Origin of the sequence: Shinella yambaruensis, from assembly GCF_022899355.1 — a bacterium.
In the GTDB taxonomy this organism is placed as follows: domain Bacteria; phylum Pseudomonadota; class Alphaproteobacteria; order Rhizobiales; family Rhizobiaceae; genus Shinella; species Shinella yambaruensis.
Genome location: NZ_JALJCK010000007.1, coordinates 81,871 through 98,078 on the forward strand (window position 1 = coordinate 81,871; position 16,208 = coordinate 98,078).

Annotated in this window: 15 protein-coding genes; 7 read left to right on the forward strand and 8 right to left on the reverse strand. The window is 65.6% G+C overall.

The window, feature by feature from the left end; translation table 11 throughout:
* Positions 1-21 precede the first annotated feature (21 nt).
* Together MUU56_RS17590 and MUU56_RS17595 are read left to right on the forward strand one after the other, a co-directional pair.
* Entirely contained in the window at positions 22-1,314 is a 1,293-nt protein-coding gene (locus MUU56_RS17590) for a hypothetical protein (protein WP_244768584.1), read from the forward strand.
* A gap of 1 nt (position 1,315) precedes the next feature.
* Positions 1,316-2,473, forward strand: a complete 1,158-nt coding sequence (locus MUU56_RS17595) for an alpha-hydroxy acid oxidase (protein WP_244768585.1) — start codon at positions 1,316-1,318, stop codon at positions 2,471-2,473.
* A gap of 280 nt (positions 2,474-2,753) precedes the next feature.
* On the opposite strand, the gene MUU56_RS17600 is transcribed toward MUU56_RS17595, so the two are convergent.
* The 8 genes from MUU56_RS17600 to MUU56_RS17635 form a co-directional block, all read right to left on the reverse strand.
* Positions 2,754-4,358, reverse strand: a complete 1,605-nt coding sequence (locus MUU56_RS17600; protein WP_244768586.1) for a 5-guanidino-2-oxopentanoate decarboxylase — start codon at positions 4,356-4,358, stop codon at positions 2,754-2,756.
* Between the two features lie 27 nt (positions 4,359-4,385).
* Positions 4,386-5,108 carry an HpcH/HpaI aldolase family protein gene (locus tag MUU56_RS17605; protein WP_244768587.1) on the reverse strand — a complete coding sequence of 241 codons (723 nt, stop codon included), beginning with the start codon at positions 5,106-5,108 and terminating at the stop codon, positions 4,386-4,388.
* Positions 5,101-5,796, reverse strand: a complete 696-nt coding sequence (locus tag MUU56_RS17610) for an RraA family protein (protein ID WP_244768588.1) — start codon at positions 5,794-5,796, stop codon at positions 5,101-5,103. Before MUU56_RS17610 ends, MUU56_RS17605 begins: the two co-directional genes overlap by 8 nt.
* A gap of 14 nt (positions 5,797-5,810) precedes the next feature.
* Positions 5,811-6,935 (reverse strand): ABC transporter ATP-binding protein, encoded by a 1,125-nt coding sequence (locus MUU56_RS17615; protein WP_244768589.1) that lies wholly within the window; start codon positions 6,933-6,935, stop codon positions 5,811-5,813.
* Between the two features lie 62 nt (positions 6,936-6,997).
* On the reverse strand, positions 6,998-8,026 hold the full coding sequence (locus tag MUU56_RS17620) for an ABC transporter substrate-binding protein (RefSeq protein ID WP_244768590.1): 1,029 nt from the start codon (positions 8,024-8,026) through the stop codon (positions 6,998-7,000).
* Between the two features lie 27 nt (positions 8,027-8,053).
* Entirely contained in the window at positions 8,054-8,842 is a 789-nt protein-coding gene (locus MUU56_RS17625; RefSeq protein WP_244768591.1) for an ABC transporter permease, read from the reverse strand.
* A complete protein-coding gene (locus MUU56_RS17630; protein WP_244768592.1) occupies positions 8,839-9,699 on the reverse strand; it encodes an ABC transporter permease in 861 nt (286 codons plus the stop codon). The genes MUU56_RS17625 and MUU56_RS17630 overlap by 4 nt, the downstream gene beginning before the upstream one ends.
* Complete coding sequence (locus MUU56_RS17635) at positions 9,696-10,388, reverse strand: GntR family transcriptional regulator (protein ID WP_244768593.1); 693 nt, start codon at positions 10,386-10,388, stop codon at positions 9,696-9,698. Before MUU56_RS17635 ends, MUU56_RS17630 begins: the two co-directional genes overlap by 4 nt.
* A 302-nt stretch (positions 10,389-10,690) precedes the next feature.
* Between MUU56_RS17635 and tcuA the strand changes: the two genes are divergently transcribed.
* From tcuA to MUU56_RS17660, 5 genes are read left to right on the forward strand one after another with little or no spacing between them, the layout of a single operon-like run.
* On the forward strand, positions 10,691-12,217 hold the full coding sequence (tcuA, locus tag MUU56_RS17640) for an FAD-dependent tricarballylate dehydrogenase TcuA (RefSeq protein ID WP_244768594.1): 1,527 nt from the start codon (positions 10,691-10,693) through the stop codon (positions 12,215-12,217).
* A 46-nt stretch (positions 12,218-12,263) separates the two neighbouring features.
* Positions 12,264-13,196, forward strand: coding sequence for an NAD(P)-dependent oxidoreductase (locus MUU56_RS17645; RefSeq protein ID WP_244768595.1), 933 nt, complete (start codon positions 12,264-12,266; stop codon positions 13,194-13,196).
* Positions 13,193-13,900, forward strand: coding sequence for an HpcH/HpaI aldolase family protein (locus tag MUU56_RS17650; protein ID WP_244768596.1), 708 nt, complete (start codon positions 13,193-13,195; stop codon positions 13,898-13,900). The genes MUU56_RS17645 and MUU56_RS17650 overlap by 4 nt, the downstream gene beginning before the upstream one ends.
* 36 nt (positions 13,901-13,936) lie before the next feature.
* Positions 13,937-14,650, forward strand: coding sequence for a 4-carboxy-4-hydroxy-2-oxoadipate aldolase/oxaloacetate decarboxylase (locus tag MUU56_RS17655; protein ID WP_244768597.1), 714 nt, complete (start codon positions 13,937-13,939; stop codon positions 14,648-14,650).
* Positions 14,651-14,670: 20 nt separating this feature from the next.
* The gene (locus MUU56_RS17660) at positions 14,671-16,149 is read left to right on the forward strand and encodes an aldehyde dehydrogenase (protein WP_244768598.1); all 1,479 of its coding nucleotides are present in this window, start codon (positions 14,671-14,673) and stop codon (positions 16,147-16,149) included.
* Positions 16,150-16,208 lie beyond the last annotated feature (59 nt).

The following is a 16,208-nucleotide window of genomic DNA, read 5'->3' on the forward strand; positions in this document are numbered from 1 at the left end:
CGTCCATCCGGAAAGAATGCCATGACCCAGCCCACCAGCCGCACGGCGGAAATCAGGACGCTCGCGAAAGCCGGGGGCGGGGAGGCGGAGCGGCTTCTGGCCGACCTGCTGTGCGATCTCTTTGCGGTCGAGGCACGCAACGTGGCGATCAACCACGACCAGTACAGCCTCAATTCGCTGAACGGTTTCTTCGAGACCGATGATGGCGCCTTCTTCTTCAAGTTCCATCAGGAAGAGGGCGAGGAGGCGATGAGCGGCGAATATTATCGCGCCGACATCCTGGCCAAGGCCGGGCTCCCGGTGGACCAGCCGCTCCTGATGTCGGTGCTGCCGGGCGAGCAGATCCTCGTCTATCGCCGCCGCACCGACCCGCGCTTCTCCGACGTGCTGCGGGCCTTGGACATGACGGACGATGCCGAAGCGCGCGAAAAGGCCGTCGCGGCCGAGCGCGTGCTGAGCGAGGCCGTGCTGAAGGTCTATCTCGACACGCTGCATCCGGTGAGCGCCGCCGAGGTGGCGGCCGAGCCGATCCACCGCCTGTTCTACGAACGCCTGATCGATCCGCCGGCTGGCGCCTATCCGGGCGGGCGGCTTTCGCGATTCTATGTCGGTGAGGACTTCGCCTTTCCCGGCCTCACGCTCGGCTGGGACCGGCTTTCGCGCTGCCGCTTCGTCGTCAACGGCATCGAATACAAGGATGGTATCGGCGCGCTTTTCGATGCCGCGCACGAGCGGCTTGCACCGGCGCGCCTTGCGGATGCCGGCGGTGTCGTCGCCCATGGCGATGCCCACAACGCCAACGTCTGGTACGAGGAGCGCGAGGGTTCCGCACGCCTTGCCTTCTTCGACCCGGCCTTTGCCGGCGAGAACATCCCGACGCTTCTCGCCGAGGTGAAGACGACCTTCCACAACATTCTCGCCCATCCCTTCTGGCTGTACGATCCCGCCGTGGCGGCGGAGCGGTACGAGGCCAGCGCGCGTCTTGAGGGGGACCGGCTGCACGTCACGATGGATTTCGAACCGAGCCGGGTCCGGCGGGCGCTGCTGGAGGTGAAGGCCGAGGCCCTGTGGCGTCCGCTGCTGGCGGCCCTGAAGGCACGGGACATGCTGCCTGCCGACTGGCGGCGGGTCGTCCGGCTCGGCCTCTTCCTCTGCCCGACGCTCGTCATGAACCTGCGTGCCGGAGCGACGAGCCACAATCCCGTCTCCTCGCTCATCGGCCTGTCCATCGCGGTGATGGCCGGCAGCGAGCCAGTGGCGGGTGAGGATGCGGTCACCCGCTTCCTCGACGCGATCGACCCCGGCAGGGGCTGAGATGGCCCCGGTCAATATCCACGATTTTCGCGATCTCGCCCGCCGGCGCCTGCCGAAGATCTTCTTCGACTACATCGACGGCGGATCGTTCGAGGAGGAGACCATGCGGGCGAACCGGTCGGATTTCGCCCGATTCGGCCTGCGCCAGACCGTGCTGGCGGACGCCGGCCCACAGGATCTTTCGACCGCCTATCTCGGACGTCGCCATCCCCTGCCGTTCATGCTGGGGCCGGTCGGGTTCCTCGGGCTCTATTCCGGTCGCGGCGAGGAGAAGGCGGTGCGCGCCGCCCATGCCGCGGGCATCCCCTTCTGCCTGTCGACCTTCTCGATCGCCTCGCTGGCCGATCTTCGCGCGGTGACAGGCGGGCCGCTGCATTTCCAGCTCTATGTGCTGGAGGATCGCTCGCTCTCGGAGGAGTTCCTTGCGGCGGCCGAACAGGCCGGCGTCGACACCCTGTTCGTCACGGTCGACACGGCCATTACCGGCATTCGCGAACGGGATGTGCGCAACGGTTTCCGCTCCTTGATGCGGGTGACGCCGGGGCTTCTGGCGCGGCTCGCGCTGAAGCCGCGCTGGCTTGCCGACGTGGCGCTCGGCGGCATGCCGTCGGTGCGGGCGATCGAGCACCGTCCGGATTTCGGCCGCGGCGCCCTGGAACAGGCGGCCAACCTGTCGCGTCGCATCGACAAGACCCTGTCCTGGAAGGACGTCGCCTGGCTGCGCGAGCGCTGGACCGGAAAACTCGTCGTCAAGGGCGTCCTTGCGCCGGAGGATGCCGTGACCGCACGGACGCTTGGCTGCGACGGGGTGGTGATCTCCAATCACGGCGGCCGCCAGCTCGATGGCGCGTCGAGCACCATCGGCGCGCTTCCGGCGATCCGGGCCGCCGTCGGCCCGGATTTCTGCCTCATGCTGGACGGTGGCATCCGCCGCGGCACGGATATTCTCAAGGCGGTCGGCCTCGGCGCCGACGGCGTGATGCTCGGCCGGGCCTATGCCTACGGCCTTGCGGCGGCAGGCGAGGCCGGCGTCTCCGAGGTGATCGCGATCCTGACACGGGAAATCTCGATCAGCCTCGCCCTGATGGGCATTGCCTCGATCGATGAGCTCAAGGCCGCTGGTGGCGCCGCCGTGCGGTACAAGGGCAACGCGACCTGACCAGGGATGGCGGTGGTCCGCCGGTGGTTTTTCGCTGTTCCGGTTTCCGGCATGTTCGAGCGGGCCTGCCATGCCATCAATGGTTGCGTAGACCATGCGCCGGGTCAAACCCACACGAATCCCCGTCCCGGCGGCTCCTCGATCTCAAGGGTCTGCACCTCTTGAGCAGCTTGCCCGCTGGCGTACTATGGTCGGCGGTTTGGTTCCGGCCGGTTGACCTGATCCCCGAATTCCCTTGAGGTTTCGGGGGCCAGAGCACTCGCGCCACTGATCCAGGCGACTAGCCTGCATTCAAGAAAGGAACATTCTCGCGCAGATGGATGACCGTCGGGCCGTCTGCAGTGAAGGCGATCCTTACCGCGGCTTCCAGTTCCTCGAAGCTTTTCGGCTCGGCGGTCTGGCAGCCATAGGCCTCGGCGAGCTTCACGAAATCCGGATTGTGCTGGTTGACGCCGATGGTCGGGATGTCGCGGGCGAGCATGCCGTCGCGGATCTGGGCGAGGCTGTCGTTGTTCCACAGGATGATGGCGAGCGGCAGCCTGTTCTCCACCGCCGTGCCGAGTTCCTGAAGCGTGAACTGGAAGCCGCCGTCGCCGACGATGACGGCGACGGGCGTCTTGGGGCTTGCGATCTTGCCGCCGATCGCCGCGGGTAGCGCATAGCCCAGCGTGCCGAAACCGGCCGGGAAATGCCAGGTGCGCGGCAGGGCGCTGCGATAGAAGGCGTAGCCGGTGTAGGCGAGCTGCGTCATGTCGGTGTAGACGACGCCGTCGTCGGGTATGGCGTTGCGCAGGCTGTCGAGCACGCGCACGTGCTTCTGTTCGAGCGGCGTCAGCGCGGTGCGTTCGGCGGCGCGCAGTTCGGCGATGGCGTTGGAATTCCTGAAGCCCTCGGCCGGCGCGACCTTTTCGACGATGGCCGCCAGCGCCAGTTTCGAATCCGCCTCCATGGCGACGTCCACGTCGTAGTCGCGCACCAGCGTCGCCGGGTCGATGTCGATGCGGATCAGCCTGCCGTCCATGGGCAGCGGGCCGTCGAGCCAGATGTCGGGTTCCGCAAGCTCGGTGCCGACGAGCAGCACGGCATCCGCCTCGCGCACGAAAGCCTGGGTCACGCCGCGGTCAACCGTCACCTCCAGCGCAAGCGGATGGTCGTCGGGCAGGATGCCCTTGGCCGCGATGGTCGGAACCACCGCCGCGCCGACCTTCTCCGCCAGCGCCTTGACCTCGGCGGCGGCCGAGACCGCGCCGCCGCCGGCAAGGATCACCGGCCGTCTGGCGGCATCGAGGATGGCGGCGGCGGCCTCGACCTGCGCGGCGTCGGGCGCGCGGCGGCGGGCGGTGGTGCGTCGGCTCGCCGGCTTGTCGTCCGGCGCCTTGAAGACATCGAGCGGGATGGAGAGATGGACGGGGCGCGGGCGGCCGCTGTCGAAGAGCGCGAAGGCGCGGGCGATGTATTCGCGCACCTGTTCGGGGCTGCCCGCCGTTTCGGAGAAGGCGGTGAGGGGACGGGTGACGGCGGACTGGTCGGTGATCTCGTGCAGCGTGCCGCGGCCCATGCCGAGATCCTTGTTGGCGGCGACGGAGGTGATGACGAGCATCGGCACGCTGTCGGAATAGGCCTGGCCGATCGGCGTTGCGGCATTGGTGACGCCGGGGCCGGAGATCAGGATGCAGACGCCCGGCTTGCCCGACATTCGGGCATAGCCGTCGGCCATGAAGCCGGCGCCCTGTTCGTGGCGCACGCCGATATGGCGGATTCCGGCGGCCTCCATGCCGCGATAGGCTTCGAGCGTGTGCACGCCCGGCATGCCGAAGACGGTGTCGACGCCATAGGCCTTCAGGATCTGCATCAGGCGGCTGCCGCAGGAAATGGTCTCGTTCATGGCAAGTGTCCGTTCGGAAAATCGATGTCAGGGTTTGGCGGCGTCTTCGAGGCCCATCCAGATCGAGCCGTATTCGTCGGCGACGACCATCAGGCTCGCGCCAAGGTCTTGCGCGAAGGCACGCTCGGCCCGCGACCAGGCGGGCATGATCCAGGGTTTCCCCGCTTTTGCGGCGGCGTCCGCGATCTTTTTGAGATCGGCCTTGTCGGCGTCCGTGTTGCGGTAGGCACCGCGGCCGGAATCGAGCGAGAGGTCGCTTGGGCCTACGAAGAGGCCGTCCACCGTCGGGAGCGCCAGGATTGCCTCGACATCCTGTAGCGCTGCGGCGGATTCGATCATCGGATAGCAGCGGGTCTTGGCGTTCTCGTTGTCGTAATAGTCCGGCTTCACACCGCCGTAGCGGGCGGGGCGGGTGCCGGAAAAGCTGCGCGTGCCGAGCGTCGGGTACTTGGCGGAGGCGGTGACGCGGCGCGCGTGCCCGGCATCGCCGATATGGGGGATGATGACGCTGTCGGCCCCCATGTCGAGCGCCTGCTGGATCGGGATCGCTTCGGGTCCCAGCACCTTGGCGTGCATGGTCATGCCGAGCGCCTTGCCGAGTGCGATAATGCGGTCCATCGCTTCGAGGTCGAAGAGACCGTGCTCGATGTCGAGGACGACATGGCGATAGCCGATGTCATGGGCGATCTCGATCATCGCCTGATGCGGGGTCGAGAGCCAGACGGCGAGATTCTTCAATATGTCAGCCATGGGCGGCTCCATCCTTCTCCTGCCGTTCGGTGATCATGCCGGCGATATCGACGAGATCCTGCAGCTTGGCTCCGGCACGGATGCGGGCCACCCAGGTTCCTTCGTCCTCCTGGTCGGCGAGCGCGATATCCGAAATGCCCGCCACCTCGGCGGGTGGCAGGACGAGGATGCCGCAGTCGTCGGCAAGGATCGCATCGCCCGGATTGACGGTGACGCCGCCGCAGGAGACCGGAATGTTGTAGCCGCCGCCGAGATTGAGCAGCTTCGTGGTGATGGGCGAGACGCCGCGCGCCCAGGTCGGCACGCCGGCCTCGCGGATCGCCGCCGGATCGGTGATCATGCCGTCGACGATGACACCGGCAAGGCCGCGCTCCTTCGCGACCGCCGCCATGAACCCGCCCCAGGCGGCATGGCGCTCGTCGCCCGCCCGGTCGATCACCAGGATGTCTCCCGGCCGCACCCGGTCCATCGCGTGGTAGAGCAGGGTGGAGTCGGAGCCGGGGATCGACACCGTCTGTGCCGTGCCCGCCACCCGCACGCCGTCGATCAGCGGGCGAAGGTCGTTGCGCATGAAGCGGTCATGCAGGTAGTGGCCGACGGTCGCCGCCTCGACGCGGGCGAAACGGGCGAGGAGGCCGGTATCGAGCTGCGGCGCAGGGTCGGCGATCCGGTAGGATTTGATCGACATGGTGCAGAAAGGTCCTATTGCGTGAGAAGTCTGATGGCGGAGGGCGCGCAGGCGAGCGTGCCCGGCGCGCCGGTTCGCGGCATGGGCTGGCCGTCACCGTTGCGGACGCGGGCGTTGAGGCGCGCGCCGTCGGCGAGCGTCAGGCTGTAGACGGTGTCCGTGCCGATATAGACGGCCTCGCTCACCGCACCGGAAAAGCGGACCCTGCCACCGGCCTCCCCTTCGACGAAATGCAACGCCTCCGGGCGGATGGCGAGCGTGCACGGATCGCCCGGCTGCAGCGGCAGGGTGCTGGGGAGGTCGAACCGGCCGCCCGCGGCGTCCACGGTAAGCCGGTCGCTGTCATGTGCGACGACGCGCGCATCGATGAGGTTCATGTCGCCGATGAAGCCGGCGGTGAAGCGATTGGCGGGGCGCTCGTAGATATCGGCCGGTCCTCCGACCTGCTGGACGACGCCGTTGTTCATGACCGCGATGCGGTCTGACATGGTCAGCGCCTCTTCCTGGTCGTGGGTGACGAAGATGAAAGTGATGCCCAGCTTGCGCTGCATCTCCTTCACCTCCATCTGCATCTCCCGCCGCAGCTTCAGGTCGAGTGCACCGAAGGGCTCGTCGAGCAGCAGCACGGAGGGGCGGTTGATCAGCGCGCGGGCGAGCGCCACCCGCTGCTGCTGGCCGCCGGAAAGCGCTGAAGGCTTGCGGTCGATGGCGTGGGCCATGTGCACGCTTTCGAGCGCGGCCTTGACGCGCTGGCGGATCTCGTCCTTCGCGACACCCTTCACAGAGAGGCCGAAGCCGACATTCTCGCCGACATTCAGGTGCGGGAAGAGCGCATAGCTCTGGAACACGGTGTTGACGTTGCGCTGGTGGGCCGGAACGCCGGTCACCTCCTTGCCATCCAAAAGCAGGCGCCCGGACGTGGGCTCCTCGAAGCCGGCGATCATGCGCAGCGTCGTCGTCTTGCCGCAGCCGGAGGGGCCGAGGAAGGTGAAGAACTCGCCCGCCCTGATGGCGAGGCTCATCCGGTCGACCGCATAGGTCGTTTCGCCGCCGGCGGAGCCGAAGGCCTTGCGGATATCGATCAGCTCGATGGCGGCGCGGCTTGCGCCGGCCGTCTCTATCATGGTGTCAGGCGGCATATCATTCGCAGCTCATGAGGGAAGAAGGGGCGGCCGGAGGTCCGCATCCGGCCGCCGGCGCGTTACTGGGCGGTCTTCACCTTGGTCCAGCCGTCCTGGTAGAGTTTCGTCGCGTCGCCCACATCGAGGATGAAGTCCGCTTTCATCAGCTTGTCTTCCGGCGGATAGATGGCGGTGTTCTCCACCACTTCCTTCGGCAACAGCGCCTTGGCCTTGTCGATCACGGTCGCCGACTTGGAGAGATTCGCGGCCTTTGCGGCGACCTCGGGGCGCATGATGTAGTCGATGAACCTGTAGGCTTCCTCGACATTCTTCGCCGATTTCGGAATGGCGAAGCCGTCGATCCACATCGAGCCGCCTTCATCCGGCACGACATATTTGACCTTGGGATTGGTCGCCATAACCTGGGCGATGTTGCCGTTCCAGCCCTGCACGATGCAGGCCTCGCCCGAGGCGACGAGGTCGCCGAAATTGGTGCTGTTGTAGCCGCCGAGCACCTTCTTCTGCTCGATCAGCGACTGGGTCGCCTTCTCGATTTCCGCCGGCGTGGTGGTGCCGGCCTTGAAGCCGTTCACCTGGAGACCGGCGATATAGGCCGCCAGCATGTTGTCGAGCATGTAGATACGCCCTTCATACTGCGGGTCCCACAGTACCTTCCAGCTCGTCGGCGGGGTCTTCACGCAGTCCTCGTTGTAGGCGAAGCCGGTCGTGCCCCAGATATAGGGCACGGACCATTTCTGGCCGGGATCGTAGGAGACTTCCTTGAACGGCGCGCCGAGATTGCCGAGGTTCGGGATCTTTGCGTGGTCGAGCTCCTGCAGCAGGCCCTGCTTGGCGAGCACCTGCACGGTGTACTGGCTCGGCTCGATGAGGTCGTAGCCGCTCGCGCCGGCCGAGAGCTTGGCCATCATCGTCTCGTTGGAATCGTAGGTGTCGAAGGTCACGGTGATGCCGGTCTCCTTCGCAAAGTCGTCGACGATCTCCTGCGGCACTTCGCCGGACCAGGCGTAGATGTTGAGTTCGGCGGCCGAGGCTCCCGATGCGAAGGCGATCAGGCTGACCGATGTAAGCAGGCTTCTCCAGTTTTTCATTGTCGCATTCCCCATTTTGGTTGGTGGTTATGATTGTTTGCGGATCGTCTTGAGATAGCGGCCCATGACGACCAGGATGACGATGACATTGACGGCGATCAGCATGGCGCCGAGCGCGTTGATCTTCGGCGTGAGGCCGGTCTTCAGCATGGCGTAGATCTGGATCGGCAGCGGCGTGGAACCGACGCCGGAGACGAAGGTCGAGATGACGAAATTGTCGAAGGAGATCACCGCGCAGAGCAGGAAGGCCGAGAGGATAGCGGGCGCAAGGAGCGGCAGCGTCACCCGCAGGAAGGCCTGGCTGCCGTTGGCGCCGAGATCGGCGGCGGCTTCATCGAGGCGCGGATCGAGGCCGGAGGCGGCGGCGCGCACGATGAGAAAGCTGAAGGGGATCGACACCAGCACATGGCCGGCGATCAGCGTGCCGTAGCCGAGCGGAATGCCGGTCCAGACGGTCGCGACGAGCAGGCCGACGGCGAGCACGATTTCCGGCAGCACGAGCGGGGCGATGACCAGCGTGGAGAACAGGCTTTTGCCGGCGAAGGGCCGCTTGACCACGGCGAGCGCCGCGCTTGCGCCGATGACGGTCGCAAGCGCCGCCGAGGCGATGGCGACGATGACGCTCACCTGCAAGCCGGCCCGGAGGCTGCGGTCGCGCAGCGCTTCCGTAAACCAGGCGAGCGAGAAGCCCTCCCAGACCACCGTCGAGCGGCCGGCGTTGAAAGCGTAGACCACCAGCACGATGAGCGGCGCGAAGAGGAAGATATAGCCGACGACCGTGGCGGCGGGAACGTAGAGGGCAAGCACCTTCCTCATGTACGTGCCTCCTCGACCGAGCGCAGCACGCGCATGTAGCAGACGATGATGACCGAGGAGATGGCGAGCAGCACCACGGAGACGGCGGCGCCGAGCGGGATGTTGCGGAAGTCGAGGAAGAGCTGGACGATGAGGTTGCCGAGGATGATGCTCTTGCCGCCGCCGAGCAGGACGGGGATGGCGTAGACGCCCATGGCCGGCACGAAGACGAAGAGGATCGCCGCCATGACGCCGGGCAGCGACAGGGGGAAGGTGACGCGCCAGAAGGATTGCAGCGGCGTCGCGCCGAGATCGTCGGCGGCTTCCAGAAGGCGCTTGTCGAGGCCGTTCAGCGCGGCGTGGATCGGCAGGACCGTCGTCGGCAGGAAGGCGTAGAGCATGCCGACCAGCACGGCGGGATAGGTGCCGATCATACGGATCGGCTGTTCGATCAGGCCGAGGCCGAGAAGCGCGCTGTTGATCGTGCCGCCGCGGCCGAGCAGAACCATCCAGGCCGACATGCGCACGATGAAATCGATCCAGAACGGGATGAGGAGCAACGCGAGCAGGAGGCCGGCATAGCGCCCGGCGCGCAACGCGATGAAATAGGCGATCGGATAGCCGACCAGCAGGCAGACGATGGTCGAGACCGCCGCAAGCTGGAGCGAATTCGTGAAGATCGGCAGGTAGATCGTCTGGAAGAGCTCGCGGTAGCTCGTCAATGTGAAGCCGAACCTGGCGCCGCCATAGGTATCCTGCTCGGCGAAGGAAAAGGCGATGACGATCAGGATCGGGATGACCAGGAGAAGGACCGCGCTGAGGAGGGACGGGGCGAGAAGCGCCAGCGTCATGAGGTTGCCTCGGCGCGCGGCGGTCATTTCCCCACCTCCACGCGGTTGTGGCGGACCGGCTCCACCGGCCGGATGAGGTTGGTCGCGCTGACGGAAAGGTGCGCCCGCATCGCCGCCTCGGCCCTGTCTGGATCGCGGCTCGCAAGCGCTTCGTGGATCACCACCATGTCCTTCAGATCCTCGAAGAGCAGCGCCACCGGCATGCGCGACACGTAAAGGCTGCGGACCGAAAGGGCGTAGAGACGCGTCAGCGCCTGCGCGAGGTAGGCATTGCCGGAGGCCTCGGCGATCAGCTTGTGCATCTCCTCGTCGATGCCGAGATGCCATTCGATCTCCATGCGGCGTGCCTCGACGCCCGCGCGTGCTTCCTCGATAAGCGCGGCGAGGCGATCGAGCTGGACGTCGCTGATGCGCGTTGCCGCCAGCCGCGCGGCCCAGACTTCTGCCTGGAGGCGGAACTCCTGGAGCTGGAAGAAATCGGTGGCCGACGTGGAGGAAACGAAATAGCCGCGCTGGGGAACCGCAAGCAGCAGGTCCTCCTGCGCCAGCCGTTGCAGCGCTTCCCGCAGCGGTGTCCGGCCGACGGCGAGCTGCTCCATGCATTCCTTCTCGTCGATCGGCGAACCCGGGAGCAGATCCGCCTTGATGATGGCGTTGCGCAGGCCGTGATAGGCGACGTCGCTGAGACGCATCTTGCCGGCGGAGAAGGGTTTCAAAGGGCGCTCCCTCATAAAATATATTTTTAGGATATATTTGAGATATCGATTGTCAATGGGAATCTGACGATCGCATTCCATGTCTGCCCCGTCGTCCTTCCGACCTCATTGCCGCTGCAGCAGCAAAGGATAACGCCCTTGCGATCCGGAGCGGTCGCATCGTTTGCACATGATCACGGAAGGTCATCTCCAGTATGTCGGTGCGGAATACTAGAAGCACCAGATAGTCTGATAATTCGCTCAACGACTTTGCTAGGAAGGAGCCAGCACGAAAGTTCGAGGATGGAGTTATGGAGCGGCCGATGAGTGAGATCGAGTATGACGTTGTGATTGTTGGAGGAGGCAACGCAGCGCTGTGCGCAGCCTTGTCGGCGCGGGAGAATGGCGCCGGCAGCGTGCTCGTTCTTGAGCGGGCTTCGGAGGAAGAGCGCGGCGGGAACAGTTCCTATACCGAAGGCCTGATGCGCTTTGCCTATACGGGCTCGGACGACATCCGGGCCCTCTCCCCCGATCTCACGCCCGAGGAAATGGACAGCGATTTCGGCAGCTATACCGAGGACATGTTCTTCGACGACATGGCGCGCATCACGCACAACCGTACCGACCCCGATCTCTGCGAGATTCTCGTCCGCCAGAGCAATGCCACGATGCACTGGATGGTGAAGCAGGGGGTGAAGTTCTATCCGCAGTTCGGCCGCCAGTCCTTCAAGGTCGATGGAAAGTTCAAGTTCTGGGGCGGCGCGACGCTTGCGGCCTGGGGCGGCGGGCAGGGGCTTGTCGACTCGCTCTATGCGGCTGTGAAGAAGGCGGGCATCGACGTGCGCTACAATGCGTGGGCCCGCGAGCTCATCAGCTCGGATGCCGGCGTCGAGGGCGTCATCGTCAAGCTGGACGGCGTGACGCAGCAGGTTCGGGCGAAGTCGGTGGTGCTGGCCTGCGGCGGTTTCGAGGCGAACAGTGAATGGCGCACCAAGTATCTCGGCCCGGGCTGGGACCTCGCCAAGGTGCGGGGCAGCAAGTTCAACACCGGCGACGGGCTCGACATGGCGTTGAAGGTCGGCGCACAGCCCAAGGGCAACTGGTCCGGCTGCCATGCCGTCGGCTGGGAGCGTTATGCCGAGGACTTCGGCGACCTCTCCGTCACCGGCGACTATGAGCGCGACAGCTATCCCTGGTCGATCATGGTGAATGCGGCCGGCAAGCGGTTCCTGGACGAGGGTGCGGATATCCGCAACTACACCTATGCGAAATACGGCAAGGTCATTCTCGAACAGCCCGGCCAGTTCGCCTGGCAGATCTTCGACTCGACCGTCGTTCATCTCCTGCGGCCGGAATACAAGACCCGCCGCGTGACCCGTGTGGTCGCCGACACGCTGGAGGAGCTGGTCGACAGGATGGGAGACGTCGATCGGGAGACCTTCCTCAAGACGGTGCGCGACTATAACGCGTCGATCACCCGCGACGTGCCCTTCGACCCCACCGTGAAGGACGGGCGGCGCACCGAAGGCTTGGACATTCCCAAGTCCAACTGGGCGAACCCCATCGAGACCGGCCCGTTCGAAGCCTATGCCGTGACCTGCGGCATCACCTTCACCTTCGGCGGGTTGCGCATCTCCACTGACGCACAGGCGATCGATGGCGGCGAACGGCCGATCCCCGGCCTCTATGTGGCTGGCGAACTGGTCGGGGGCCTCTTCTACTTCAACTATCCGGGTGCGACGGGCCTCATGAGCGGCGCGGTCTTCGGCCGCATCGCAGGGCGCAACGCCGCCATCGCGGCGCGGGCGACCAGGGAAAGCGTCAGGACGGCGAAGGTATCGGCCATGTAGTTCCGGCGCTGGCCCGCTGGCAAGGACTTATAAAGGGAGGACTGTGGTGACCGCTTCAAAGGGCACGACGAGGGTTGGTTTCGTCGGCATCGGAAACATGGGCCGGCCTATGGCGGCCAATCAGATTGCCGGCGGCTGGCAGGTTACGGTCTATGACGTGGATTGTGAGAAGGCGGACGCCTTCGCCACGGAGCACGGATGCGGCAGTGCCCGATCGCTCGCCGAGCTTGGCGAGCGATCGGATGTGGTGGTGCTGATGCTGCCGGACGGCAGGATCGTGCGCAACGTCGCGCTCGGCGACGGTGTCGGGAGCGACGGTCTGGTGCGGGGCATGCGGGCGGACACGGCTATCGTCGACATGAGCTCGTCCGCACCGGTGGGTACGCGCGCACTCGGAGAGGATCTCGGTGTGTTCGGAATCGGCTTGCTCGACGCGCCCGTCTCCGGGGGCATGAAGGGCGCCATCGCTGCGACGCTGTCGATCATGGTGGGTGGCGACCGCGCGCTGGCCGACCGCCTCGATCCGCTTCTTGCGACCATGGGAAAGCGCTTCCACATCGGGCCGCTGGGTTCGGGTCACGCGATCAAGGTCCTCAACAACTACGTTTCGGCCGCCGGTCTGGCGGCGGTGGCCGAAGCGCTCGTCGTCGCAGAGCGCTTCGGCATCGATGGCGAGGTTCTCATCGATGTGCTCAACGCCTCGACCGGGCGAAACAACAGCACCGAGAACAAGTTCAAGCAGTACGTTCTCAACCATGCCTATGATTCCGGCTTCGCGCTTGAATTGATGGTCAAGGACCTGAAGCTGGCCATGGACGTGGCCGACGCCTGCGAGGTTCCCGCCACCCTCGGCCGTGCCTGCCTTGACCTGTGGGAGGAAGCGGGCGCCTGGAACGGACCCAATGCCGATCATACGGAATTCGCGCGCTTCGTTGCGGAAAGTGCGACGACCGCGAATCTGGCCAGGGCAAGCCGATGAGCCACGATCTGAAAAACCGATTGAAGGGCGGCGGAACGGTCGCGGTCTGTAACACGGACTTTCCGACCCCGCGCCTCGTTGAATTCGTCGGCGGCCTCGGCTTCGATGCGATTTTCATCGATTGCGAACATGCCGGCACGGACTTCCAGGCGGTCGAGGATCTGGCCCGGGCGGCGCGCGCATCGGGAATGGCGTCCATCGTGCGCCCATGGTCCCATGAGATCGGGTTGATCAACCGATACCTGAGCTGTGGCATCGACGGCATCCAGGCGCCGCATGTGGATACGCCTGCCGAACTGGCGGCAATCGCCCGTGGCATCACCCAATGGGAAGGCGACCACGGCAAGACGCTGCTCGTGGCGATGATCGAATCGAAAGCCGCCCTCGTCAATTTGCCGAAGATGCTGATGTCCGAGGCCGTCGACGTCTTCTACATCGGCGCGCTGGACCTTGCCCAGTCCATGGGCCTCAAGGGGCAGCCCGACCATCCGAAGGTGCGGCAGGCGGTCGAAGATGCCATCTGCACGATCGAGCGGGCCGGACGCGTGGCAGGGATGAATGTTCAGGGCGATCTGCACATGGTTGAGCACTATCGTCGCCGGGGGTTGCGCTGGGTCAACGTTCACGTGAAGGCGTTCGTCGCCGGTCCGGCGCGGGCTTTTCTTGATGGTGTTCGCGAAACGCTCGTGGCGGAGCGGGCCTGAGCGGACGGCATGAAGGACTTTTAAGGGGAGAAGGCCATGTATGGCCATATCTATCATGATTTCCAGCGGGCGCCGTCCGGCTTGATCGACAGGTTCAAGGGTGTGCCGACGTCCACCCTGAGCGATGCGATGGGCCGCCATGGCGCGATGAAGGCCGATATCCGGCCGATCTTCGAGAATATCGCCCTGGTGGGTTCCGCCTTCACGGTGCTTTGCTTTCCCGGCGACAACATCATGACGCACAAGGCGGTGCAGATGATGCAGCCGGGCGACGTGCTCGTTATCGATACCGGCGATTCCGACAGCGGCTGTTTCGGCCATCGCAGCGCCCTGCAGGTGCGCGGCCGGGGCGGCGTCGGCGTCGTTGCCAGCGGAACGGTTCGCGACGTGGCGCTGCTGCGCCGCGACCGGTTTCCCGTCTTTTCCCGCGGCGTGTCGCCGCGCGCGCCGCAGAAGAACACGCCCGGCTCGATCAACGTTCCGGTTGAGGTCGGCGGGGTCGTCGTCTCGCCCGGCGATATCGTGGTGGGCGATGACGACGGCATTACCGTCGTGCCGCGCCTCTTGGCCGAGCAGGTTCTCGTCAGGGCGCTGCAGCGCGAGCGCGCGGAGGCTCTGTCGATGGAGAACGGCACGCTGAACGAACTGCTGCCCGACCCGGCACACGGCGCGCTCGATATCGACAGGCTTCTCAAGGGCAAGGTGTCGGAGCACGCGAAGTGGGCTTCGCCGAACGAGCCGGGCGTATGACGATGACGGGAGAGAGCGGAATGCAGAACTTTCAGCACTACATAGACGGCAGGTTCGTCGATCCCGATGGCGGCGAATGGTTCGACACGTACAACCCCTTCACTGGCAAGCCCTGGGCCCGGGTGGCGCGGGGCAATGCCGCGGACGTGGAGAGGGCCGTCGAGGCCGCCCACGCGGCCGTGACCACCGGCCCCTGGGCGTCCAGCACCGCCAGCGAGCGCGGCGCGCTGCTGCGCCGCATCGGCGACCTCGCCGCGCAGCGCGCCGAGCATCTCGCCGCCATCGAGGTGCGCGACAACGGCAAGCTGATGGCCGAGATGCTGGCGCAGATGCGCTACATGCCGAACTGGTACCACTATTACGGCGGGCTCGCCGACAAGGTGGAGGGCTCCGTCATCCCGCTCGATAAACGCGGTTATCTCAACTACACGCGCTATGAACCGCTCGGCGTCGTCGCGATCGTCACGCCGTGGAATTCGCCGCTCATGCTGACGGCGTGGAAGCTGGCGCCGGCGCTCGCGGCCGGCAATGCCGTGGTCATCAAGCCCTCCGAATTCACCTCGGCCTCCGTCCTGGAATTCGTGAAGATCATCGAGGAGGCAGGCGCGCCGGGCGGCCTCGTCAACGTCGTCACGGGCTTCGGCAACGAAGTCGGCACGCCCCTCGTGGAGCATCCGAAGGTCGCCAAGGTCGCCTTCACCGGATCGGACGCGACCGGGAAGCGCATCTATGCCGCGGCAGCGCAGACCATGAAGCATGTGACGATGGAACTCGGCGGGAAATCGCCGAACATCGTATTCGCGGATGCCGATCTGGACGAGGCGGTGAACGGTGCCATCGCGGGTATCTTCGCGGCCACCGGCCAGACCTGTCTCGCAGGCTCCCGCCTCCTGGTGGAGGATTCCATCCACGACGCCTTCCTCGACCGCCTCGTCGAGACGGTAAAGGCGGCCCGCATGGGTGACCCCGCTAAGATGGAGACGCAGGTAGGCCCCGTCACGACCAGGCCACAATACGAGAAGGTGCTGAACTATATCGACGTCGCCCTCGGCGAGGGGGCGACGCTGGTGATGGGCGGTGAGCCGGGCAGGCGTCCCGAATGCGGCGACGGCTGGTTCGTCGAGCCGACCATCTTCAAGGACGTGCGCAACACGATGCGCATCGCGCAGGAGGAGGTGTTCGGCCCGATCCTCTCCGTCATCCGCTTCAAGGACGAGGCCGATGCCGTGCGGATCGCCAATGACACGATGTACGGGCTTGCGGCCGGGGTCTGGACAAGGGATATCGGCCGGGCGGTACGCATGACGGAGGCATTGAAGGCCGGCACCGTCTGGGTGAACACCTATCGCGCGACCAGCTACATGTCGCCCTTCGGCGGTTATCGCCAGAGCGGGGTGGGCCGGGAGAACGGTGCGGAGATGATCAAGGAATACCTGCAGGTCAAGAGCGTCTGGATGAACTACGGTGCGCCTTCGGCCAATCCGTTCGTGCAGCGGTGAAGGCGAAAGCGAGTTGAGATCGTCCGTGGCGGCGAAGGCTCGCCGCGAAATGCGGAAAA